The organism is Desulfuromonas sp. (genome assembly GCA_002869615.1).
GTDB lineage: Bacteria > Desulfobacterota > Desulfuromonadia > Desulfuromonadales > UBA2294 > BM707.
The window spans coordinates 67,993-89,864 of record PKUH01000110.1 but is presented as its reverse complement, the minus strand read 5'-3'; the positions used below and the strand labels follow the sequence as shown (position 1 = coordinate 89,864).

At 55.6% G+C, this 21,872-nt stretch carries 18 protein-coding genes and 1 pseudogene; 9 read left to right on the top strand and 10 right to left on the bottom strand.

Translation table 11 applies throughout. The annotated features are described in order from the left end of the window. Positions 1 to 65 precede the first annotated feature (65 nt). Together C0623_13115 and C0623_13110 are read right to left on the bottom strand one after the other, a co-directional pair. Positions 66 to 2,225, bottom strand: a complete 2,160-nt coding sequence (locus tag C0623_13115) for a (Fe-S)-binding protein (GenBank protein PLX98257.1) — start codon at positions 2,223 to 2,225, stop codon at positions 66 to 68. 12 nt (positions 2,226 to 2,237) lie between these two features. Continuing rightward, entirely contained in the window at positions 2,238 to 2,780 is a 543-nt protein-coding gene (locus tag C0623_13110; GenBank protein ID PLX98256.1) for a hypothetical protein, read from the bottom strand. Between the two features lie 342 nt (positions 2,781 to 3,122). On the opposite strand from C0623_13110, the gene C0623_13105 reads away from it, so the two are divergent. The 8 genes and pseudogenes from C0623_13105 to C0623_13070 all read left to right on the top strand — a co-directional run bounded on the left by C0623_13105 (position 3,123) and on the right by C0623_13070 (position 12,602). Continuing rightward, the gene (locus tag C0623_13105; GenBank protein PLX98255.1) at positions 3,123 to 4,298 is read left to right on the top strand and encodes an acetyl-CoA C-acyltransferase; all 1,176 of its coding nucleotides are present in this window, start codon (positions 3,123 to 3,125) and stop codon (positions 4,296 to 4,298) included. Positions 4,299 to 4,316: 18 nt separating this feature from the next. Beyond that, positions 4,317 to 5,684, top strand: a complete 1,368-nt coding sequence (locus C0623_13100) for a succinyl-CoA--3-ketoacid-CoA transferase (protein ID PLX98254.1) — start codon at positions 4,317 to 4,319, stop codon at positions 5,682 to 5,684. Between the two features lie 21 nt (positions 5,685 to 5,705). Beyond that, positions 5,706 to 6,464 (top strand): D-beta-hydroxybutyrate dehydrogenase, encoded by a 759-nt coding sequence (locus tag C0623_13095; protein ID PLX98253.1) that lies wholly within the window; start codon positions 5,706 to 5,708, stop codon positions 6,462 to 6,464. A gap of 275 nt (positions 6,465 to 6,739) precedes the next feature. After that, on the top strand, positions 6,740 to 7,897 hold the full coding sequence (locus C0623_13090) for a TRAP transporter substrate-binding protein DctP (GenBank protein PLX98252.1): 1,158 nt from the start codon (positions 6,740 to 6,742) through the stop codon (positions 7,895 to 7,897). Next, positions 7,866 to 8,504 carry a hypothetical protein gene (locus tag C0623_13085; protein ID PLX98251.1) on the top strand — a complete coding sequence of 213 codons (639 nt, stop codon included), beginning with the start codon at positions 7,866 to 7,868 and terminating at the stop codon, positions 8,502 to 8,504. The genes C0623_13090 and C0623_13085 overlap by 32 nt, the downstream gene beginning before the upstream one ends. Before the next feature lie 20 nt (positions 8,505 to 8,524). Beyond that, positions 8,525 to 9,865, top strand: a pseudogene (locus C0623_13080) (C4-dicarboxylate ABC transporter). 36 nt (positions 9,866 to 9,901) lie between these two features. Beyond that, positions 9,902 to 11,308, top strand: coding sequence for a glycolate oxidase subunit GlcD (locus C0623_13075; protein ID PLX98250.1), 1,407 nt, complete (start codon positions 9,902 to 9,904; stop codon positions 11,306 to 11,308). Next, on the top strand, positions 11,283 to 12,602 hold the full coding sequence (locus C0623_13070; protein PLX98249.1) for a (Fe-S)-binding protein: 1,320 nt from the start codon (positions 11,283 to 11,285) through the stop codon (positions 12,600 to 12,602). Before C0623_13075 ends, C0623_13070 begins: the two co-directional genes overlap by 26 nt. Positions 12,603 to 12,658: 56 nt before the next feature. Here the strand turns inward: C0623_13070 and C0623_13065 are convergent, their stop codons facing one another. The 3 genes from C0623_13065 to C0623_13055 all read right to left on the bottom strand — a co-directional run bounded on the left by C0623_13065 (position 12,659) and on the right by C0623_13055 (position 15,605). Continuing rightward, on the bottom strand, positions 12,659 to 13,387 hold the full coding sequence (locus C0623_13065; GenBank protein PLX98248.1) for a FadR family transcriptional regulator: 729 nt from the start codon (positions 13,385 to 13,387) through the stop codon (positions 12,659 to 12,661). Positions 13,388 to 13,475: 88 nt separating this feature from the next. After that, positions 13,476 to 14,222 carry a DNA-binding response regulator gene (locus tag C0623_13060; GenBank protein ID PLX98247.1) on the bottom strand — a complete coding sequence of 249 codons (747 nt, stop codon included), beginning with the start codon at positions 14,220 to 14,222 and terminating at the stop codon, positions 13,476 to 13,478. Between the two features lie 3 nt (positions 14,223 to 14,225). Next, on the bottom strand, positions 14,226 to 15,605 hold the full coding sequence (locus tag C0623_13055) for a hypothetical protein (GenBank protein PLX98246.1): 1,380 nt from the start codon (positions 15,603 to 15,605) through the stop codon (positions 14,226 to 14,228). Positions 15,606 to 15,738: 133 nt separating this feature from the next. On the opposite strand from C0623_13055, the gene C0623_13050 reads away from it, so the two are divergent. After that, positions 15,739 to 16,245, top strand: a complete 507-nt coding sequence (locus C0623_13050) for a hypothetical protein (protein ID PLX98245.1) — start codon at positions 15,739 to 15,741, stop codon at positions 16,243 to 16,245. Here C0623_13050 and C0623_13045 read toward each other — a convergent pair. The 5 genes from C0623_13045 to C0623_13025 form a co-directional block, all read right to left on the bottom strand. Further along, on the bottom strand, positions 16,233 to 17,240 hold the full coding sequence (locus tag C0623_13045) for a ribonuclease Z (GenBank protein ID PLX98244.1): 1,008 nt from the start codon (positions 17,238 to 17,240) through the stop codon (positions 16,233 to 16,235). The two genes, C0623_13050 and C0623_13045, sit on opposite strands and share 13 nt — an antisense overlap. 182 nt (positions 17,241 to 17,422) lie before the next feature. Further along, the gene (locus C0623_13040; protein PLX98243.1) at positions 17,423 to 18,796 is read right to left on the bottom strand and encodes a peptidase; all 1,374 of its coding nucleotides are present in this window, start codon (positions 18,794 to 18,796) and stop codon (positions 17,423 to 17,425) included. Positions 18,797 to 18,872: 76 nt separating this feature from the next. After that, entirely contained in the window at positions 18,873 to 20,303 is a 1,431-nt protein-coding gene (locus C0623_13035; protein PLX98242.1) for a two-component sensor histidine kinase, read from the bottom strand. A gap of 3 nt (positions 20,304 to 20,306) precedes the next feature. After that, the gene (locus tag C0623_13030) at positions 20,307 to 20,978 is read right to left on the bottom strand and encodes a DNA-binding response regulator (GenBank protein ID PLX98241.1); all 672 of its coding nucleotides are present in this window, start codon (positions 20,976 to 20,978) and stop codon (positions 20,307 to 20,309) included. A gap of 48 nt (positions 20,979 to 21,026) precedes the next feature. Next, positions 21,027 to 21,833 carry a phosphoenolpyruvate synthase regulatory protein gene (locus C0623_13025; GenBank protein ID PLX98240.1) on the bottom strand — a complete coding sequence of 269 codons (807 nt, stop codon included), beginning with the start codon at positions 21,831 to 21,833 and terminating at the stop codon, positions 21,027 to 21,029. Between the last annotated feature and the right edge of the window lie 39 nt (positions 21,834 to 21,872).

The following is a 21,872-nucleotide window of genomic DNA, read 5'->3' as shown; positions in this document are numbered from 1 at the left end:
AACTCCGGAGACGTGAATGTCTCCGGAGCATCGTGCCATGTTTGGCGAAAACTGTCCAGCCGAGATCAGTCTTTGATTGCTTCAGCGAGCAGTTCGATGGTGTGGGCCGTTCTGACCGTGGTCGATTGTTTATCAAGTCCTCCCCTGATCTGCAGCATGCAGCCGGGGCAGTCCATGGCGACACAGTCGGCACCGGTCGCCTTGATATCATCGAGCTTGTCGGTCAGAATGCGCTTGGCGATATCGGGGTGGCTGGTGAACGAGTAGGAACCGCCAAATCCGCAACAGCGGTCGGAGTGGGCCATTTCAACAACCTCGCGGCCGGAACTGGCGAGCAGGTTGCGTGGTTCCTGCCAGACGCCGGCGCCACGCTTGAGGTGGCAGGAGTCATGGTAGGTCACCTTGAGCGCCCGGTCATGGTTCGCCTTGCCCTTGAGCAGTTCATCCGTTTCAAGCTTCTCATCGAGTAGTTTGGCAATATCGATAGTCTTCTCCGACAGCCGGGTCGCTTTTTCAGCCCACACCGGGTTGTCCTTGAGCAGATCGAGGAAGTCGCGCTGTAGCGACATGGTGCAGGTCGGGCAGGTGGTGACGACGAAATCGGGGTCACCAGCAAGCATGGCGTCTATATTCTGTTCAGCCAGGACCGTCGCCGTCTCCTTATCGCCGGAATAGAGTGCCGGAACGCCGCAACAGCTCTGGTCGAGCGGCAGGGTGACTTCGCAACCAAGCTTGTTGAGAACCTTGACCAGGTCGTGGCCGAGTTCCGGGTAGACGAAATCATTGAGGCAACCGGCGAAAAATGCGACCTTGTATCGCGGCTTTTCAACCTTCTGCTCGATCTTTTTCCATTGATCGCGCAGTGGCGTGTCGGCAATCGCCGGCAGGGAGCGCCACTCGGTCAGTGACGAGAAGAACAGCGGCAGATGCCGGATCGACCGCTCTCCCCTGGTGACCGGCTTCTGCAGTTTGCTGCCGGCCCGGAGCAGGGTGTGGAACAGTTTGCGGTTGCGCATTACCCTCTTGAAGACCAGGGCCTTGCCGACGCCGATTCCTTCCTCCTCGCCGATCACTTCGCGCAGGTGCAAAATGATGCTTTCGAGATCGATGTTGCTCGGGCAGACGGCGACACAGGCGCGGCAGCCGATACAAGCGCGGACCAGCTCGGCTGCTTTGTCAAGGCCGTGGAAAAAGGCGGTGAGGATGATGCCGATGGCGCTGATATAGATGTGGCCGAAGACGTGGCCGCCGACCGTCTGGTAGATCGGGCAGACATTGGCGCAGGCACCGCACTTGACGCAGCGCAGGGCATCCTTGCAGTGCGGCGATTCGGCCAGGGCGCTGCGGCCGTTGTCGAGCAGGACGATGTGCAGGTCCTTCTCGCTGTCGCCGCACGGTACGGCGCCGCGAATCCAGGTGACATAAGAGGTCAGTAACTGGCCGGTGGCGTTGCGCGGCAAGACGTCGAGCACCTTCTGGGCGTCTTCGAGGGTCGGCACCAGCTTCTCAATGCCGACCAGGGCGACATGGGTCTTTGGCAGGGTCGTCGCCAGTCGGGCGTTGCCCTCGTTGGTGACCAGGGCGATGCCGCCGGTTTCGGCAACGGCAATATTGGCGCCGCTGATGCCGATATCGGCATCAAGGTAAGCCTGGCGCAGTTGCTGGCGGGCGACTTCAACCAGGTGGGCGATGTCATCCGGCTCCTGCTGTCCGGTCTGTTTGCTGAACAGTTCGGCAACCTCGTCACGGAACATGTGGATCGCCGGCATGACCATGTGGCTCGGGCGCTGGCCGGCGAGCTGGATAATCCACTCACCGAGATCGGTCTCGACGGTTTCGACGTCTGCTTTTTCCAGGGCGACGTTGAGGTGGGTCTCCTCGCTCGCCATGCTCTTGCTCTTGACCGCCAGTTTGCAGCCCTGTCCTTTTGCGAGATTGGCAATGTAGTTATTCGCATCTTCGGCCGTCTTGGCAAAATAGACAGTCGCACCGGCCTTCTCGGCATTGGCGACAAACTGGTCAATATATTTCCGGTGGTTGTCGCGGACCTCATCCTTCATTTCGCCGACGGCCTGGCGCATCGCCTCGAAATCCTTGCCGGCGAAAGCTTTTTCGCGAGCGATAACATAGGCGTCGGCGAAACGATGCAGGGCGTCCTGCAGGCGCGGTGAGTTCAGGGCATCCTGGACACGGGTGCGATATTGTTGTGAACGTTGCTTTGACATAATCGTCCTCGATCAGCTCTCGAGAAAATCGTCAGAGAGACTTTTCAGCAGAATAATGTGCAGTTCTTTCGGGCCGTGGACACCGATGGTCAGGACCCGCTCGATATCGGCGGTCCGGCTCGGTCCGGTAATGTAGGCCAGAAAGTTGCGGGGAGCGTTTTCATGTAGCTTCCGGACGTGCGGAATGGCGGCCATGCCATCGCTAACGATTTTTCCGGGGTCGAGCAGGACAAAATGTTTGCTCGGCAGGGTGGTCGCCAGCCGGACCTGTTCATCGGTGCTCTCAAGGGCGATACTTCCGGTTTCGGCGATGGCGAAGTTGGCGCCGGTGACACCGCTTTCGGCCTGTTCGGCCTGCTGGCGGTCGAAGACGACCAGGGAGCCGGTATTCTGTTGCAACGCCGCGGTAATACCGGCGCGCTCCAGGCTCGCCTGCCTGGGAAGCAGCATGGTCCCGGAGGTCCGTTCGCTGATGTAGTGACAGGCGGCGTCGAGGTTGGCGGCGGTGAAGATCTCGGCACCGACGTTCTGTGCTGCATTTGAGAAAGTGTCCATGAGCTCTCCGCTAGGCAGATAAATTATTGGTAAGACCAATTTATGGTAGTCTTTTGTTTTGAAATGTGTCAAGAATAAAAATCAAACGTGATTCTAGTTTTGCGATGAATCAATTCATTCGACAGCTGGTGGCGCCAGGTTAAATCAGATGGCGGCAGTGGGTAGTGTATTCGGGGGATCAATTGACATTAAACGAAATGGTGATTCAATTGAAGCTCGCTCCTTCGGCGCCATCGTTTTTCCACAAGCAGTCAAGTTGTCATTCTATCACGTTTTTTTGTGTAAGGATCACACTTGCTCTACCGTTCAGGGCTTAGGCCCGTATTTTCAGGAGGTTCAAGTATGCAGGAAGTTTTCGTTGTCGCCGCTCGGCGAACTCCTTTCGGCTCCTTTGGCGGGGCTCTCTCCGGCGTTCCGGCGCCACAACTTGCCGCTCAGGTTATGACGGCTCTGCTCATGCAAGCATCCCTCGCGGCAGAAAAAGTTAACGAGGTCATCATCGGCCAGGTTTTACAGGGCGGCAGTGCCCAGGCGCCGGCTCGCCAGGCGATGCGCTTCGCCGGAATTCCTGATTCTGCGCATGCGATGACGGTCAACAAGGTTTGTGGCAGCGGTCTTAAATCGATCATGCTGGCGTCAGATGCTTTACGTCTCGGTGATGCCGAGATTACCATCGCCGGTGGTATGGAGAACATGTCGTTGGCGCCTTTCCTGCTGCCAACGGCCCGCTTCGGGCAGCGCATGGGGGCCGGCCAGATGCTCGACATGATGCTGACTGATGGTTTGCTCGACCCCTACTCCGGCGAACACATGGGGAATATCACCGAGCGCTGGGTCGAGCGCCACAGCATCAGCCGCGAAGCCCAGGATGAATACGCCGCCAGGTCCTACCGGTTGTCTCAGGCGGCGCTCGCCGATGGAATTTTTGCCGACGAGTTGGTACCGGTGACGATCCAGGGACGCAAGGGCGATGTCGTGGTCGACATCGACGAGGAGCCGGAGCGGGGGGCGATCGATAAGCTGTCATCGCTGCGGCCGGTCTTTGCCAAAGAGGGGACAATTACCGCCGGCAACGCGTCGACGATCAATGATGGTGCGGCCCTGGTTCTCCTGGCCAGTACTGCGGCTGTCGAGCAGAACGGATTGCGGCCACTGGCCCGGATGGTCGCAACGGCGAGCAACAGTATCGCTCCGGACGATTTCGCCGAGGCACCGGTCGGTGCAATCCGCAAGGTCATCGACAAGGCCGGGCTGAAGCTTGACGATATCGACCTCTTTGAAATTAATGAAGCCTTTGCCGCCGTACCCCTGGTCGTAATCAAGGAGCTGGGGCTTGATCCGGAAAAAGTTAATGTCAATGGCGGTGCTGTCGCTATCGGTCATCCGATCGGTGCCAGTGGCGGCCGACTGGCGGTGACGCTTGTCCGGGAAATGCAAAAGCGGCAGGTGCGCTACGGTATCGCCACGCTGTGTATCGGCGGTGGTGAAGCGGTCGCGGCCCTGTTTGAACGTGTTTAGAGGAATAGAGGAGAAAAGATGAAACCGATTTATACTGATGCTACCGAGGCCCTGCAGGGATTACTGCAAGACGATATGACGATTGCTGCCGGCGGGTTCGGCCTCTGCGGGATTCCGGAGAAGCTGATCGCGGCCCTGCGCGATTCCGGTACCGCCAACCTGACCGTGGTCAGCAACAACGCCGGGGTCGACGAGTTCGGGCTCGGCCTGCTGTTGCAGACCCGGCAGATCAAGAAAATGATTTCGTCCTACGTCGGCGAGAATGCGACATTCGAAAAACAGTTCCTGGCCGGCGAGCTCGAGGTTGAGCTGACGCCCCAGGGAACCCTGGCCGAGAAGCTGCGCGCCGGCGGCGCCGGCATCCCGGCTTTTTATACCCGGACCGGTTATGGCACCTTGTTGACCGAAGGCAAGGATGTTCGGGAATATGACGGCAACTCTTATGTCCTTGAGGAGAGTATTACTACTGACCTCGCCCTGGTCAAGGCATGGAAGGCCGACAAGGCCGGCAACCTGATCCTGCGCAAGACTGCCAACAACTTTAATGTTGCCTGCGCCAAGGCCGGCCGGTTCACGGTGGCCGAAGTTGAGGAGATCGTCGAGGTCGGTGAGCTTGACCCGCATCATGTGCATGTTCCGGGCATCTATATCGACCGCCTGGTGCTCGGCAGTAACTATGAGAAGCCGATTGAGCAGAAGACCCTCTCCGGTGCCGGAATTTCGGCCAAGGGGTTTAGCGAGACCCGTGAATGGATGGCGAAACGGGTGGCGCAGGAGCTCTCTGATGGCGACTATGTCAACCTCGGGATCGGCATGCCGACCCTGGTGGCGAACTATATTCCGGAAGGAATCAATATCACCCTGCAGTCGGAAAACGGTCTGCTCGGCATCGGCCCGTTCCCGACCGAAGCGGCCGTCGATGCCGACCTGATTAATGCCGGCAAGCAGACCATCACCACCATTCCCGGCGCCAGCTTCTTCGACTCTTCCGAGTCGTTCGCGATGATTCGTGGCGGCCATGTCGACCTGTCGGTCCTCGGCGGGATGCAGGTCAACCGGTTCGGCGATCTCGCCAACTGGATGATCCCCGGCAAGATGGTCAAGGGCCCGGGCGGCGCCATGGATCTGGTTTCCGGGGTCAAGAAGGTGGTGGTGATGATGGACCACAACGCCAAGGACGGCAGTGCCAAGCTGCTCGATGAGTGCGATCTGCCGATTACCGGAAAGAATGTTGTCGACCTGTTGGTGACCGACAAGGGAGTTTTTGCCGTCGACGCTGAACAGGGGTTGACCCTGCTCGAAGTATCGCCTTTTTCCTCACTGGACGAGGTCAAAACGGCGACCGGATGTGATTTTGCCATTGCGCCTGAACTCAAGGGCGCCTGAATCGGTGCAAGGAGAATGGAAATGAGTAAACGTGTCGCCCTGGTTACCGGGGCTGCCAGCGGCATCGGCCTGGCGGTAGCAGAGTCTCTGGCCAAAGCCGACTACAATGTGGTGATGGCCGATATCAACGAGGCTGAAGGCAGTAAGCAGGCTGACCGGGTCGGCGGCCACTTCGTCAAGGCCGACCTTTCAAAAGCCGCTGACTGTAAGGCGCTGGTCGAGGAGGCGGTGGCGACCTGCGGCTCGGTCGATGTGCTGGTCAACAATGCCGGAATCCAGCATGTTTGTCCGGTCGAGGACTTTCCCGAGGACAAATGGGAGTTCATGATTTCGCTGATGCTGACAGCTCCGTTTCTGCTGACCAAGTACTGCTGGCCATACATGAAAAAGAGCGGCTGGGGCCGAATCATCAATATCAATTCGGTCCATGGTCAACGCGCTTCCGAGTTCAAGTCGGCTTATATCTCGGCCAAGCATGGCCTCACCGGCCTGACCAAGACGACGGCTCTCGAGGGCGGACCATACGGGATTACCGTCAATTCGATCTGCCCGGCCTATGTCCGGACGCCACTGGTTGACAACCAGATCGACGATCAGGCCAGAACCCACGGCATTCCCCGTGAGGATGTTATTGAAAAGGTCATGCTCAAAAAAGCGGCGGTCAAAAGGATGATCGAGCCGGAGGAAATCGGAGACGCCGTCATTTTTATCTGCTCCGATTCGGCCAGTTGTATGACCGGAGTGGCGCTTACCATCGATTGCGGCTGGACCGCTTGCTGATAAGTGGTTGTATCGTTTCGCTAAAAAAGTATTGAGCCGCCGCTGATACCTTTGGTCGGTAGAGAGGTACACCGGCTGAGTACGGGTAATCAAACTTTAAGTCAGTCGTCTGCGAGAGATTAAAAACATTGTTTTATTTTTTTCTTGACCCCGTTTTAATTTATCGTTAAGGTTTACGGCAAATTGGTCTGACCAATAATTGGTAATAAAGTCAGCGCGGAAAGGTCGGGGATCTATAACCGATCGGAAAATCAACCGGAAAGATGGAGGATGTGATGAGAAAATGGAGAATGATAGTCTGTCTGCTGATCGCACTGAGCCTGGTTCTGGCTCCGAATGCCTTTGCAGCCAAGCGCGAAAAGTTCGGTTCCGATAAGCGGCATGAGTCGGTCAAGAAGGAACTGCGCAAGATCAAGACCTCGGAAGAAAAGATCCGCTGGAAGATGGTCATGCCGTGGAGCAAGGGACTGCTCTTCTACGATATGGCCCAGCATTTCGCCGATTCGGTCAAGCTCGCTTCCGGCGGCCGCCTCGACATCAAGGTTTTCTCGGCCGGCGAGCTGGTCGGTGCCATGGAGACCTTCGATGCTGTCAGCAAGGGTTCGGCCCAGGTCGGTCATGACTGGCCCGGTTACTGGAAAGGCAAGAACGAAGCGTTTGTCGCTTTTGCCTCGGTTCCATTCGGTCTTGATGCCGAAGGGTACAATGTCTGGCTTTACGAACGCGGTGGCCTCGAAATGATGCAGGAGCTCTACGGCCGCTACAATATCTATGCCCTGCCGGGTGGTAACGGTGGCCAGGAGATGGGTCTGTTCTCGAACAAGAAGGCGACCTCGATGAAGGACTTCAAGGGGATGCGCTTGCGCACGCCGGGCTGGTTCATGGACATCATGAACAACCTCGGTGCCTCGGTTTCGCCACTGCCGGGCGGTGAAGTCTACCTTGCCCTCGAGCGTGGCGTTATCGACGCGGCCGAATTCTCGTCTCCGGCCATCAACTACCCGATGGGCTTCGACGACATCACCAAGTACGTCATCGAGCCGGGCGTGCATCAGCCGTCGGTTCAGTGCGGTCTGCTTTTCAACAAGGACGCCTGGAACAAGCTTCCGGATGACCTGAAGTGGATTGTCAAGATTGCGGCCAAGGAGACCCAGCTCTGGTCCAATGCCTGGATCGAGAATCTGAACGTCGAAGCGATCAACAAGTTCGCCAAGAAGATCGAATTCGTCAAGATGGACAAGGATACCCGGATTGCCTTTGCCAAGACGACCAAGACGTACCTGGACAGCCTCAAGGCGAAGTACCCGGATGTCAAGAAAGTGCTCGACTCGCAGGAAGATTTCAAGAAAGACTTTGCGACCTGGCGCGAGCAGCGTAGCGGTGTCGCTCCGTGGCCGATTGATGACTACATCAAGGGTAAGCACTTGCAATAAGAAGTTTGACTGCGATTCTTTCGCAGTTGTGACAACATGTTTCGGCGGGAGCCTCCGGGCTCCCGCCAGAAGCCTTCTCAGCAATAATAATTTTACGAGGTACATCATGCTCAGAGTAGAGAAGAGCATCACAGCTATGAACGACAAGGCTGGATACTTTACCGGATTTCTGGTTTTGCCATTAATCCTGGTTGTCGTTTACGAAGTCATCATGCGTTACCTGTTCAATGCGCCGACGGTCTGGGCGTTTGAGGCAACAACGCTGATATACGGCTCTCACTTCATGCTCGGTCTGGCTTATACCTACAGTCACAACGGGCACGTCGCCATCGATATTTTCGAGTCACGCCTGGAGTTCCGTCCGCGGACGATTCTGCGGATTGTCGTCAACGTCGTCCTGTTCATTCCGACGGTCGGTCTGCTTTCGACATGGGGGGTCGTTTACGCGACGACGTCCTGGAAAAACTGGGAGCTGGCATCGACATCATGGGCGCCACCACTCTATCCGTTCAAAACGATTATGGCGATCGGCTTCATTCTCATGTTTTTGCAGGGAATTGCCAAGCTGATCAGCGATATCCATTCCCTGCGACAGCAAGATCAATAACTTGATCTGGAGATAAAAGAATGAGTCCTGAAGTTCTCACTATTCTGATGTTCGTGACCCTGATGGCCTGTATCGCTCTCGGTTACCCGCTGGCGATCACCCTGGCCGGGGTGGCGACACTCTATGGCCTGATCGATAATGGCGGTAATGTGCCGGCCCTGCTCGATCTTTTTGTCAATAACAGCTGGGGGATTTTCCAGAACTACGTTCTGGTGGCGATTCCGCTCTTTATTTTCATGGCACAGATTCTCGATCGGTCAAAGGTTTCAGAGGGGCTGTTCGATGCGCTTTATATTGTCCTCGGCGGCCTGCGGGGCGGTCTCGGGCTGGCGGTCATCGTGGTCTAGACGGTCTTTGCCGCAACCACCGGTATTATTGGTGCATCGGTTGTTGCAATGGGGCTGATGGCCGGGCCGGCACTCTTGCGGCGCGGCTATGACCGTGGCCTGGCGGCCGGCATTATCTGTTCATCCGGTACTCTCGGCATCCTGATTCCGCCGTCGATCATGCTGGTTGTTTACGGCGGTCTGACCGGTCTCAAGGAGACCTCGGTCGGCAACCTGTTCGCCGGTGCGATTATGCCGGGAATCATGCTCTCCGGTCTTTATCTGGGATACGTTGGCGTCCGTTGCGCACTGAAGCCTGAGCTCGGTCCACCGATTCCGCTTGATGAGCGAACCCACACTGTTGGCCAGAAAGTGGTGATGACACTGAAGAGCTTCGTGCCGCCGTTCAGCCTGATTCTGATCGTCATGGGTACGATCCTGGCCGGCGTGGCAACCCCGACCGAAGCAGCTGCACTCGGCTGCATCGGGGCCATGATCCTTGCCTTCTTCAACAAAAAACTCAACTGGGAGGTTATGAAGTCGGCCTGCGATTCGACTCTCAAGACGACGTCGATGATCATGCTGCTTTTTATCGGCGGCAAGCTGTTCTCGGTCGTTTTCCTGAGCATGGGTGGCGGCGATGTCGTTGCCGATCTGCTGCTCGGTATGGATGTCAGTGAGTACGTGGTTCTGGCAATCATGATGGCGGTCGTATTTATCATGGGCATGTTCATCGACTGGGCAGCGATTTTGCTGGTCGTTGTCCCGATCTTTACACCGATTGCCCTTGATCTCGATTTCAACCCGCTCTGGTTCGCGATGCTGGTCTGCGTCAACCTGCAGACCTCGTTTTTAACACCCCCATTCGGCTATGCGCTGTTTTACTTCAAGGGGGTGGCCCCACCGGAATACAGCATGGGCGATATCTACAAGGGGATTCTTCCCTTTGTTGTTATCCAGGTGATCGGGCTGGCGATGTTAATCATATTCCCGGAAATTATTACCTGGTTACCTTCGGTATTCTTTGGTGGCTAACACGGGATATTCATAAAAAATTCAGAGGTGCGGGATATGATTTCAGCAGCTGCAAAAAAGACATTGATTGAGCGTTTGGGAGAAAAACGGGTTCTCACTGAAAAAGAGGATTTGCTGACCTTCGGCTATGATGCAACCCCGGGTCTGCAGGGAGTTCCTGACGCGGTCGTGTTCCCCGAAACGACGGAAGAGGTCGGCTTTGTTATTGCGCTGGCCAGCGAGGAGGGCATGCCGATCGTTCCGCGTGGCTCCGGAACCGGTCTTTCCGGCGGCAGTATTGCTCCGCAAGGGGGCCTGGTGCTTTGCCTCACGAAAATGAATCGTATCCTCGAGATTGATGAAGAGAACCTGACCGCCACCGCCCAGGCCGGGGTCGTGACCCTCGACTTTTTTAATGCCGTCGCTGAAAAAGGACTGTTCTATCCGCCCGATCCGGGCTCGCAGAAGATCTCGACCCTTGGTGGCAATATCGCCGAGGATGCCGGCGGTCTGCGCGGTCTTAAATACGGAGTGACCCGCGATTATGTGATGGCGCTCTCTGGTTTCCTGGCCGATGGCACACCGTTTAATACCGGCGGCAAGAGCGTCAAGGATGTTGCCGGTTATGCCCTGAAGGATTTGCTGATCGGCAGTGAAGGGACCCTTGCGATTGTCACCGAGGCGACCCTCAGGCTGATCCCCCCGCCCCAGGACAAGAAGACGATACTGGCTTATTTTTCCGACACCCGGACGGCCGGCGAGGCGGTCTCGAAGATCATTGCGGCAAGGATTATCCCTTCGACCATGGAGATCATGGACAAGGCGACGATTAACTGCGTCGAGGATTTTTCAGCGATCGGCCTGCCGCGCGAGATGGCGGCGTTGCTGCTGATCGAGGTCGACGGTCACCCGGCGATGGTCGCTGAAGAGGCGGCCGGAGTACAGCAGGTTCTGGAAGAAGTCGGCGCCGCTGAAGTTCATCTGGCCCGTGATGCCGAGCATACCGCCCAGCTGGCGGCGGCCCGCCGGACGGCACTTTCGGCCCTGGCCCGGGTTTCACCGACGACCCTGCTCGAAGATGCGACCGTGCCTCGTTCCCGTCTTGCCGAAACCTTTGCAGAGATCGATCGACTCACCGAAAAATACAAGCTCAAGGTCGGAACCTTCGGTCATGCCGGGGATGGCAATCTGCACCCGACCGTGCTCTGTGATGAACGCGATCAGGATGAGATGGAGCGGGCCCACGCCTTTTACGAGGAGCTGTATGACAAGGTCCTCGAATGGGGTGGAACCGTTTCCGGCGAGCACGGTATCGGCATGGCCAAGATGGGCTACCTCAAACGGCAGATCGGACCCGGCGGCGTTGCCGTACTGCGCCGGATTAAACAGAGTTTTGATCCGGGCGGACTGCTCAATCCCGGAAAGATGTTTGAGGCAAATGGCACGGAGGCCAAAAGTGAATGACAAGAAGCCGCTCGGCAATTTATTCAATGATGATGCCCCGACCTATCCGTCAGTATTGCAGTGCATGCGCTGCGGTTTCTGTCTGCCGACCTGTCCGACTTATGCTATGACCGGTCGGGAGCGTTCCAGTCCACGCGGCCGGGTTGCCCTGGCCCGCGCCGTGGCCGAAGAGCAACTCGACTTTACTCAGGCTCTGAAAGATGAGGCTTATTTCTGCCTCGATTGTCGGGCCTGCACGACCGCCTGCCCCTCCGGTGTTCATGCCGGAGAGGTGATGGAGCATTGCCGCAGCCAGGCACATGAGGCTTTTCCGCCGTCGACTCCGGTCAAGGCCTTCCGAAATTTTGTCCTTGAAAAGATGCTGCCTGATCCCGACAAACTCGAATTTTCGATGTTGCCGGCCCGGCTCTACCAGAAGCTCGGCATTCAGTGGCTGGTTCGTCAGAGCGGAATCATGAAAATCGGGCCGGACTGGATGGCCAAGGCCGAGGGGATGATACCGGAGTTGCACCCGCCGTTGCGGCAGCAGCTGCCGGAGGTAGTGCCGGCCGAAGGTGAACAGCGCGGGACGGTCGCCTTCTTCCTCGGCTGTATCATGACCCTGATGTATGCTGAAGTGTCGCGGCAGACGGTTCGGGTTCTGGCCCAGCAGGGCTTCGAAATCGTCACCCCGAAAGCCCAGAAGTGCTGCGGGGCGCCGCATCTCAATGAAGGGGACCGGGAAACGGCAAGACAGCTCGCCCTGCATAATATCGAGCTGTTCCTCGATCTCGAAGCCGATGCGATCGTCACTGATTGTGCCGGTTGCGGGGCAGCGCTCAAGGAATACGAAGAGCTGCTCGAAGGGACCGCTGATCATGACAAGCTGGTCGCCTTCAAGGCCAAGGTCAGGGATGTTTCCGAGTTTCTTGCCGAGGTCGGCCTGCGCACCGAAGATCTTGAGCCGCTTGATCTCAAAGTGACGTATCATGAGCCGTGTCATCTCTGCCACGCCCAGAACATCAGTCGGCAGCCGCGTGATCTGCTCAAGTCGCTTCCGGGTGTTGAATATATCGAAATGAACGAAGCGAGCTGGTGCTGCGGTTCGGCCGCGACGTTTGGTCTCAAGTTTACCGAGGAGAGTCGGGAGATTCTTGATCGAAAGCTCAATAACGTGGCGGCGACGAAAGCCGACATCCTGGTCACCGCCAATCCCGGCTGCCACCTGCAGCTCGCCTGGGGATTGAAGGAGGCCGGAATGAAGCAACCGGTGCTCCATATTATGGAGTTGATTGGCAAAGCGGTAAAGGATTAAGCAAAAAAGGACAGGCTCATCGCCTGTCCTTTTCTTATCGGCTAAAGCTTAGGTGCTCAGCTTTTCTCCTCTTCGAGAAACTCATTCATTTTCTTTTCGACCAGCTCAAGATGAACTTGCATCGCTTTTTGCGCCCGCTCCGGGTCGCGCGCTTCGATCGCTTCGAGGATGTCTCGATGCTGCGTCAGCAGGCGTTCGAGATAGCCCTCTTTCTGGTAAAATTCAGTCAGGGCGACCATAATTGTTGTCTGGAAGAGCGAATGGATCGTATTGAGAACGTGAACCTGGATCGTGTTCTGGGTTGCTTCGGTGATGATGTAATGGAACTTGGCATCAATCTCGGCATCCCAGCCACCTTCGGCGGCCTGTTTTTCCATGATGGTGTAGAGGCTGCGCATCTGCTGGATCTGGTCTTCAGTCGCTCTTTGCGCGGCCAAATAGGCCGACCATGTTTCGAGCCCCATGCGGACTTCGGTCAAAGCATAAAGGATTTTCGGTTGCTTGCTGCCGACAAGACTGCTTAACGGGTCGGCTATAGTCATCTCGGTTAAGGATCGGATGTAGGTGCCGCCACCCTGTCGTGATTCGAGAAATCCCATCGCCTCGAGAACCATAATCGCTTCGCGGACTGATGGTCGGCTGACGCCGAGCATGGTCGAAAGCTCCCGTTCTGAAGGGACGCGTTCGCCCGGCTTGAGATCGCCGGAAGAGATCAGCTGTTTGATCTGCTCGACGATCTCTTCAGAGATCTTTTTCGGTTTGATCGGTTGAAATAAAGTGGTCATGCCATTGCTCCAATGGTTTTTTGTATGACCATTGTATCTAGCACATCTCGTTGAGTGATTCAATAAAGAACGGTCAATTCGACCCAACTCAGTGGCTGCGGATAAACTTGGCCAGCCATTCCTGGAAAATCGTCTCTTCGTTCTCGAGCTCGAACGGGTTGATCAGGCCGCGGCGCAGAGCGACGGCAACCGCCCGATTACGGAGGTTGAGGGCATCGCCATGCTTGTCGCTGTGAAACTGTTCCTGATCGATGCCGAGCTTGTTGTAGAGGGAATTGAGACGGCTTTGCACGCCACGGCGGGAAAGGTAACGTCTCTGTGCGATCAGGTTGTCGGTCAGGCCGAGCGAGATGTCGATCAGGGCTTCGAATTCAATATCGGAAAGTGCGGTCTGGCTGTGGCCGGTGACGCCCTGAACCTTGCGCACATCCGGATCGATCCAGCACTGTTCATCGCAGAGTACCGTCTCGATGGCCGCAGCGATCTTCTCCTTGGTGTTCGATTTGAGAATGTAGCCGTAAACGGTTTCCGGCGGCACGATCTTGAGCAGGGACCGGACATACATCTCATCCTTGAACTGACTCCAGAAAACGATGCGGGTTGTCGGCTTTTTCGCCCAGAGCTCGCGGGCAAACTCGATGCCGTTCATTTCCGGCATCTGGATGTCACTGACCACCAGCGGATTTTCGTACTTCAGGGCAAGCTCAAGGGCGGCGGCGCCATTCTGGGCCCGCTCGATGTTCGGCAGGTTTTCCCATTTTTCAAAAAGGGATTCGAGAAATTCAAAATCCTTGGGATTGTCTTCGGCGACAATGATATCGAGAACCTCTGACATCGGTCATACCTCCTGTTTCAGGGAAGAGATATTGATTGTAAGTTCAAATCGGGTGCCGCTCGAGAAGCGGGATGCTTTCCACGATACCTGGCCGCCTATTGCCCGCGCTCGTTCCTTGATATTGTGCAAACCGCGGCGACCGCTTTCGTTAACCGCAGCCGGGTCAAAGCCGCGGCCGTTGTCTTCAATGACGAGAGAAAAATGTCCGTTGTTGACATCAAGATTCACTTCGTAGCGGTTGGCATTGGCATGCCTGATAATATTGTGAATCGCTTCCGAGGCGATGCGGTAAATGGCCAGGCTGGCAAATTTCGGCAGCTGCAGGTCCTCGGCTTTGCTGGTCTGGTGGAAGTGGTATTCGGGCAGGTCTGGACCGCTGAAATGGCGCTCGAGATGCGACTCGAGGGCGGCGCCGAGACCGAGAATATCGAGTGTCTGTGGATGCAGGTTGTCCATGACCTCGCGCAGATTATGGATCGCCCTGTCGAGGTTGCTCTGGAGCCGGCCGGCTTCATCCCGGCAATCTTCTTTCTCCTTGAGGACTTCGACATCCCGCTTGACGGTGGCGAGATCGGCCAGGGTCTGATCGTGGATATCCATAGCGATGCGCCGCCGTTCTTCCTCGGCGCCCTCAAGCAGTTTCTCCGTACTGACGACGCGAATCAGTTTGTCGGTCATGCGGCTGATCGATAAGGTCAGTTCGTCCAGCTCGTCCTGCATCTTCTCCGGAGGGGTCGGTGCGACCAGTTCGCCCTCGGCGATCCGGCGGGCGCTGTCGGAGAGGCCCTGAATCCGCCGCAGGATGCGGCGGGCAAAATAGAGTGACAAAAAGATGCCAAGAAGAATCGCGGTGCCGAGCACGATAATTGAAACGAGGGTGGTCCGGGTGACCAGTTCGTCAATATCAGCCGACTGGACCTTGCTCAAGGTGGCGCGGCGTTCCTGCATCTGTTCGGAAAAACTGACAAACTGGGGCCGGAGCTCGCCAATCGCTTCGACAAAACGTTCGGCATCAAAGCCGAACTCCGGATTCAGCTTGTTGACGGTTTCGCGAAACCGGGTCCGGTCCCGCTTGTTCATACCGAGGTTCGAGATAATCCGTTCACTCGCTTCGTCAAGGTGCTGGTAGTACATGGCGAGTTCGCTGACCCTGGCCACGTTGACCAGGTCCTCGCGGCTCAGGCGGACCGCCAGGCGATATATTCTCTGGGTTGCCAGGTCGGCTTCGGCTAACGACAGGAAAACGGTTCCGAGTTTGCGCGAAGCCTGGCGCTTCAGGGTCAGATCCCAGTAGCTGAGCTGCATGAACCCGAGAAGCAGTGCCAGCAGTAGCAGGACCGTCGCCGGGGCGAGAATTATTTGATGTTTCAAGGCAAGGCGCATGGTCACAAACTAACACAGGAATGTTTTAAAAACACTGTGCTTTTGCACAGAAGAACGGTGTCGCAAAGCTTTGCAGAATTGTCTTTGCCGGATATAATGAACAGGTTGCAGATGAAAGGGAAAAGGAGAAAACATGGAGGAGAAGAGAGAAGAACCGGTTTTGCCGCGATTGCTGGCGAGTAATGTCCTGCGCGCCAACCTGAGCAAACACATGACCCTCAACCAGATGGCCGACACCAAGGCGTCGATGATCATGACCGCATCATCTCTGGTTCTGACCATCACCATTACCCAGATGCAGCAGCTTTCTTTGCTGACGGTCCTGTTGCTGCTGGTCACCGGACTTCTTGCCATCATTTTTTCGATTTTTGCGATCATTCCGCCAATACATGCCCACGGCGGCGTCAATTTCTTTTATTTCCGGTCATTTGCCGAAATTGAAGAGGGCGAGTTTATGGCCCTCGGCAAGGAACTGATTGCTGACCGGGAAAAAATTTACGATGCCTACCTGCACGAAATCTACTACCTCGGAAAACATCGTCTGACCAGGAAATATGCATTGATCCGAAATGGACTCTGGTCACTATTGATCGGGCTCTGCTCGGCAGGTGTGTCGGCGATAGCGCTTCACCTCACCTGAGCGGAAGTTCTGAAAGCAGCCTCTCCTTCTTTGGCCAGGTCATAGCCGGTCTCATGGTAGCGCGGAGAGAAGTGGAAAAAAAGGCAACGGCTGACCTGTGCCTTTGCGGCGATAGCCCCGGCAAGGTGTGCGGTCAGATGGTTTCTTTTTCGGGCTCTTTCAAGATCGCTGTGAGCAAAAGGTGCCTCGATGGCGAGCAGGTGTGCACTGGCAGCGAGAGCGATGATTTTTTCAAGATTCGCTTCTGTCGGACTGACGTCTGTAACATAGCAGATCTTCATCCCCGGTTCGGTGTGGGCGATTCTCGCAGCGAGGTCGACTATGGTGCAGGTGACAGAACCGCCAGCATGTAATGGCACCTCGATCGAGTCAGGGCATGCCTGCTGCGAGCGCAAAAAATCCTTGAAATCGGTCAGCCAGGGTCCTGGTCGGTACCCTGCTCGTTCAAGGGCATCCTTGTGAATGGCGATATGCAGGACTTCTTGCAGAGTGTAAGCGAGTGACGTGATGTTGCCGTGGTCGAGTCGGACGGCCGAAACATGATAGGCCGCGGTCTCAAGGAGCCGGCCATCGGGACAGTCGATGGAATCAAGCTCTTCCATCCGGAAGGCGTTGCGGGCCCGAAAACGGAAGCTGTCGATTACTGCGCCGTCCCATTCCCGAACCGTAATTTCGAATGGAAAACCATCAACCAGATTCCAGGTGTAGCCGGCCAGTCGACTACCGACCTGCCGGGCCAGGCCGCTCGGGCCATGAACGGTAAGGTGATGATCGGTGTAGAGAAAGAAACGGACGAGCCGATCAAAGTCAATGAAGTGATCGACGTGGGTGTGGGAAATAAAGAGGTGCCTTACTTTCGACATTTCGCGGGCCGTGAGACTGGCCAGCGAACCACAGTCGAACAGCAGGGCCTCCCGACGGTGGGCGATTCTGACGTAAAAGGCCGGATCGCCATGCGGACCATCGACCAGAAGTGGATAGAAAACCGGACGCATGGGCTAAGGATAGCAGAAGAGGCTGCGATTTTCTCCTCTGCCGTTTGCAAGGGAAGAAAAAAAACGGGATCCACAACTATTGTGAAGTTGAGCTTACGGCGGAGATTAATGGCCCGGGTTGCCGGACGCATATCAAAAAAGGGGCCTGATTACTCAGGCCCCTTTCGATCATTATTTTCCGATCATTTCTTGATCGTCGTATAGAACAGGTTGGTTGCGCGCTGGACCAGCAGCCGGATATATTTCCCTTCCTTGACCTCGCCGGTCACCGCTCTGAATTCCTTGACCGACCTGATTCCGCGGCCGTTGATTTCAACAATGACATCACCGGGCCGGAGGTTGGCATCAATGGCCGGGCCCTCTGGGTCAATGCCGGTGACAAGAACACCTTCGGTTGTCTCCAGTGAGTAGCGCTCGGCAAATTCATGGGTGATGTCGGTCAAGTTGAGGCCGAGGTCGCTTTCTTCAATGGCGGCCGGCCCCTGTTCATCGCCATCCATCTTGCCGATGGTCACGGTAACGGTTTTCTTTTTGCCATCGCGGAAGAGGACAACATTGACTTTTTTATCGATCGGAGTTGCCGCAACCAGCCGTGGCAGATCCCTGAGTTCATCGACCGGATTTCCGTTGAAGGAAAGAATGATGTCGCCCCGCTTGATTCCTGCTTTTTCGGCCGGGGAGTCAGCAATGACCTCGGCGACCAGGGCGCCCTTTTTCGAGTCGAGGTCGAACGATTCAGCCAGTTCTTCGGATATGTCCTGGACTGAAACGCCGAGCCAGCCGCGGGTCACATGGCCAGTCTCCTTGAGTTGGTCAATGATCTCCCGGGCCATGTTGACCGGAATGGCAAAGCCGATCCCCTGTCCGCGGGCGACAATCGCCGTATTGATTCCGATGACCTCGCCGTTGGCGTTGAACAGCGGTCCACCCGAGTTTCCGGGATTGATCGAGGCGTCGGTCTGGATAAAGTCATCGTACGGTCCGGCGCCGATAACACGTCCCTTGGCCGAGACAATACCGGCGGTGACGGTCTGCTCGAGGCCGAAAGGGTTGCCGATCGCCATGACCCACTCTCCGACCTGCAGATTCTCACTGTTGCCGAGTTTGGCGACCGGCAGATCATGATCGGTCTCAATTTTCAGCAGGGCGAGATCAAGTTTGCTGTCCGAACCGATGATTTTGGCCGGAAAAGAGTGGTCATCGGACATTTTGACTTCAATCTCATCGGCGCCATTGACAACATGATCATTGGTCAGGATATAACACTCTTTGTCAATGATGAAGCCGGATCCGAGGGAACTTGTTTTGCGCTCCCGCTGCGGTTGCCCCTGGAAGAAACGGTTGAAGAAATCATCGAAAAAATCACGTTGCGGACCGAAGTCCGGAATTTGCGGGCGTCTCTGCTTGATCGTTTTCGAGGTACTGATGTTAACGACAGCCGGTTTGAGATCTTTGGCAAGCTGCACGAAATCGGGCGCTGCTGCGAGGCTGTTTGTGTTGAAGGCAAAAAGAATCAGTGCGGTCCATAGTGTTTGATGCAAGAATCTGCTAAACATGGCAACTCCTTGATAAATAATATTTTCCATCCGGAAAACTATTTAATCATCGGTCAGTTGGATGTCAATGCCGCGATCAACTCTTTTTCAGGGTTTCCCGTTTCAACGGCAGGGAGATGGTAAAAGTTGTTCCTTTTTCGACAACCGAGTCGACATCAATCCGGCCGCCGTGCGCATCTACAATCGCCTTGACAATCGATAGCCCGAGTCCGGTCCCGCCATCCTGGCGGTTCCGGGCCGCATCAACCCGGTAGAAACGGTCATAAATATTCGCCAGGTGTTCTTTCGAAATGCCGACCCCTGAATCCTTGACGCTGACAATGGCTGTTTCATCGTCAACCGAGAGTGTTATCTCGATAGTGCCTTCGGGTTGGGTGTACTTGATACTGTTGTTGATGATGTTGAGAAACATCCGGTAAAGCTGGATCTGATCGCCCCAGATATGAATTTCGGAGTCGACCTGAAGACGGAGCTTGATCAGATGCTGTCGTGGCTCGGCCAGGGTTTTGGCATGGATGTAAATATCCTGAAGCAGGTCACTGAGGCTGAATTCCTCGAAATCGAGATGCAGCTCACCGGCTTCGCTTTTGGCCAGTTCCAGAAGGTCCTCGAGTATCCGGCCCATCAGGTTGATCTCTTCAAGGTTCGATTCGAGAGTCTGCTTGAGTTCTTCTTCCGTTTTTGCCCAGCGCAAAGAGACTTCGGTTTCCCCTTTGAGAATAGCCAGGGGCGTTCTGAGTTCATGTGATGCGTCGCCGGAGAACTGTTTGATCCGGTTAAATGAGTCTTCGAGGCGGGCCAGCATCGAATTTATCGTGTTAGAGAGGTTGGCCAGTTCATCCTGCGGTTCATGCACCGGCAGTCGGGCATCGAGCTTTTCGGCGGTAATTTTACGAGCGGTTTCGGTAATGTTGACAATCGGAGTCAGGGCCCGGTTGGCGAGGAACCAACCGCATCCGGTCAGAGCGATAAAAGCGAACGGACTGAGCATCAGAAATACGATTTTCAGGTCGCTTAGCGTATGTTCGGCCTGTTCGTATGATTCGGCAATCTGGATAATTCGTTCGAGGCGACCATCATGGACGATCGGGTAGCTGAGAAGTCGCAGTGGATAAGAGTCGAGGTTTCTGACCGTTTCAAAATGGTGGAGCATTTTGGTTATTTTCAGCAGCGCCGACTTGCCTAGAGGGAGCGGTTTGCCTTCGACCGAGTTGATATTACAGATGATATTGCCGAGACTGTTCCGGACCTGGGCGTAGCCGGCCCAGTTGTGATCGAGGATGTACTTGTCGAGGTCGTTACAGGCTTGCGGAAGTGACAGGTCGCGGTGCTCCTTCAGGTGCGATCGTTCGACCACTTTGGCAACATCGAGCAGTCTCTCATCGATATGTTTTTCCAGGTTACGCGACAGCGCAATGTACCAGAACAGACTACTGGCCGCCAGCACAGCGGCCAGGGTCAAGGCATACCAGGAGGTTAATCGAAAACGGATCGAACGAAAAAACAACTGCTAATCCTCCTTGAGGACGTAACCAACGCCACGAACCGTGTGGATCAGTTTTTTATCAAAATCGCGATCGACCTTTTTCCGCAGGTAATTCACATAAACATCGATAATGTTGGTAAAAGAATCGAAGGTATAGTCCCAAACATGTTCAGCGATCATGCTGCGGGTCAGGGTCTGATTCGGGTTGCGCATCATGTATTCGAGTAGCGCGTATTCTTTGGTGGTCAGATCAATCTCCCGGTCATTGCGCCAAACCTTGTGCGAGACCGGATCGAGGCGGAGGTCGGCGAAGACGATTTCAGCGCCGCGTTCCGTATTGCCGCGACGGATCAGGGCCCGGACCCGGGCCACCAGTTCGGCGAAGGCGAACGGCTTGGTCAGGTAGTCGTCACTTCCTGAATCGAGTCCGGAGACGATGTCGTCAACCTTGTCCTTGGCGGTCAGGCAGAGAACCGGTGTCCGCACATCCTGGCCGCGTAATTTGCTGATAACCTCCAGGCCGTCTATCTTGGGCAGCATCAGATCCATCAGGATCAGGTCGTAGCTGCCATCAGACCCGATACTCAGGCCCTCTTCACCATCATAGGCGACATCGACCTCATACCCTTCCTCCTCGAGTCCCCGCTGAATAAAGCTGGCGACTTTCTTTTCATCTTCAACGACCAGAATCTTCATGTGTGCCTCCTTCTGTAAATAAGCTCTGTTAAGCTGTTTAAACGAATCCTATTTCAGCCCCAGTTTAACCAGGACTTCGTTTGCTGTTTCTTCAACCGCTTTGCCGGTCACGTTTATAGTGACCCACTGCTGTTGCCGGAAAATTTTTTTTGAAGCTGCAAGCTCTTCTTCAATCTCTTCAAAATCGGCGTAAGCCGCTTTCGGATCCTGCCCGAGATTGCGCAAGCGGGAAGCCCGGAGCTCACCCAGACGCTGTGGGTCAATGACCAAGCCGGCGACGCGTCCCCGGTCGACCGTAAAGAGCTCCGGTGGCGGTTCAACCCCCTTGACCAGTGTAACGTTGGCGACTTTCCAGCCGCGATGCGCAAGGTAAACCGACAGGGGGGTTTTGCTGGTTCGCGAGATCCCGGCCAGAATGATGTCGGCGTTGGTCAGGTTGCGTACCTCCTGACCGTCATCGTGCTTGATCGTAAATTCGAGGGCTTCGACCCGGCGGAAATACTCTTCATCAACACCGTGCAGCAGGTCTGGGGTTTCGCCGGGATCACGCCCGAGAAACTCGGAGAACTTCATCAGTAATGGGGTGATCAGATCGATGCAGGGGATTCCGAGCGAATTGCATTCATCGTGAACCATCTGCGCCATTTCCCGATTTACGATTGTAAAAACAACCAGGCCCTTGTTCTCCAGGGCATCATCGAGCACCTCGTAGATTGCATTTTTGGTCCGGACATGGCTGATCCGGTTGATGCGGATGTCCTTTTTGCGGAACTGGGTCAAGGCGGCCATCACCATCTTCTCAGCCGTTTCTCCCGTCGCATCGGAAAGAAGGTATAAATTCGGTTTTTGTGCCATGATCTGTCCTGGTGAGAGTTGTTTGAAATTGTAACAGAC

What these genes read in the sequence shown, in the direction of transcription:
- C0623_13115 (PLX98257.1), bottom strand. Translation starts at nt 2,225, where the DNA reads ATGTCAAAGCAACGTTCACAACAATATCGCACCCGTGTCCAGGATGCC.
- C0623_13110 (PLX98256.1), bottom strand. Translation starts at nt 2,780, where the DNA reads ATGGACACTTTCTCAAATGCAGCACAGAACGTCGGTGCCGAGATCTTC.
- C0623_13105 (PLX98255.1), top strand. Translation starts at nt 3,123, where the DNA reads ATGCAGGAAGTTTTCGTTGTCGCCGCTCGGCGAACTCCTTTCGGCTCC.
- C0623_13100 (PLX98254.1), top strand. Translation starts at nt 4,317, where the DNA reads ATGAAACCGATTTATACTGATGCTACCGAGGCCCTGCAGGGATTACTG.
- C0623_13095 (PLX98253.1), top strand. Translation starts at nt 5,706, where the DNA reads ATGAGTAAACGTGTCGCCCTGGTTACCGGGGCTGCCAGCGGCATCGGC.
- C0623_13090 (PLX98252.1), top strand. Translation starts at nt 6,740, where the DNA reads ATGAGAAAATGGAGAATGATAGTCTGTCTGCTGATCGCACTGAGCCTG.
- C0623_13085 (PLX98251.1), top strand. Translation starts at nt 7,866, where the DNA reads ATGACTACATCAAGGGTAAGCACTTGCAATAAGAAGTTTGACTGCGAT.
- C0623_13075 (PLX98250.1), top strand. Translation starts at nt 9,902, where the DNA reads ATGATTTCAGCAGCTGCAAAAAAGACATTGATTGAGCGTTTGGGAGAA.
- C0623_13070 (PLX98249.1), top strand. Translation starts at nt 11,283, where the DNA reads ATGGCACGGAGGCCAAAAGTGAATGACAAGAAGCCGCTCGGCAATTTA.
- C0623_13065 (PLX98248.1), bottom strand. Translation starts at nt 13,387, where the DNA reads ATGACCACTTTATTTCAACCGATCAAACCGAAAAAGATCTCTGAAGAG.
- C0623_13060 (PLX98247.1), bottom strand. Translation starts at nt 14,222, where the DNA reads ATGTCAGAGGTTCTCGATATCATTGTCGCCGAAGACAATCCCAAGGAT.
- C0623_13055 (PLX98246.1), bottom strand. Translation starts at nt 15,605, where the DNA reads ATGCGCCTTGCCTTGAAACATCAAATAATTCTCGCCCCGGCGACGGTC.
- C0623_13050 (PLX98245.1), top strand. Translation starts at nt 15,739, where the DNA reads ATGGAGGAGAAGAGAGAAGAACCGGTTTTGCCGCGATTGCTGGCGAGT.
- C0623_13045 (PLX98244.1), bottom strand. Translation starts at nt 17,240, where the DNA reads ATGCGTCCGGTTTTCTATCCACTTCTGGTCGATGGTCCGCATGGCGAT.
- C0623_13040 (PLX98243.1), bottom strand. Translation starts at nt 18,796, where the DNA reads ATGTTTAGCAGATTCTTGCATCAAACACTATGGACCGCACTGATTCTT.
- C0623_13030 (PLX98241.1), bottom strand. Translation starts at nt 20,978, where the DNA reads ATGAAGATTCTGGTCGTTGAAGATGAAAAGAAAGTCGCCAGCTTTATT.
- C0623_13025 (PLX98240.1), bottom strand. Translation starts at nt 21,833, where the DNA reads ATGGCACAAAAACCGAATTTATACCTTCTTTCCGATGCGACGGGAGAA.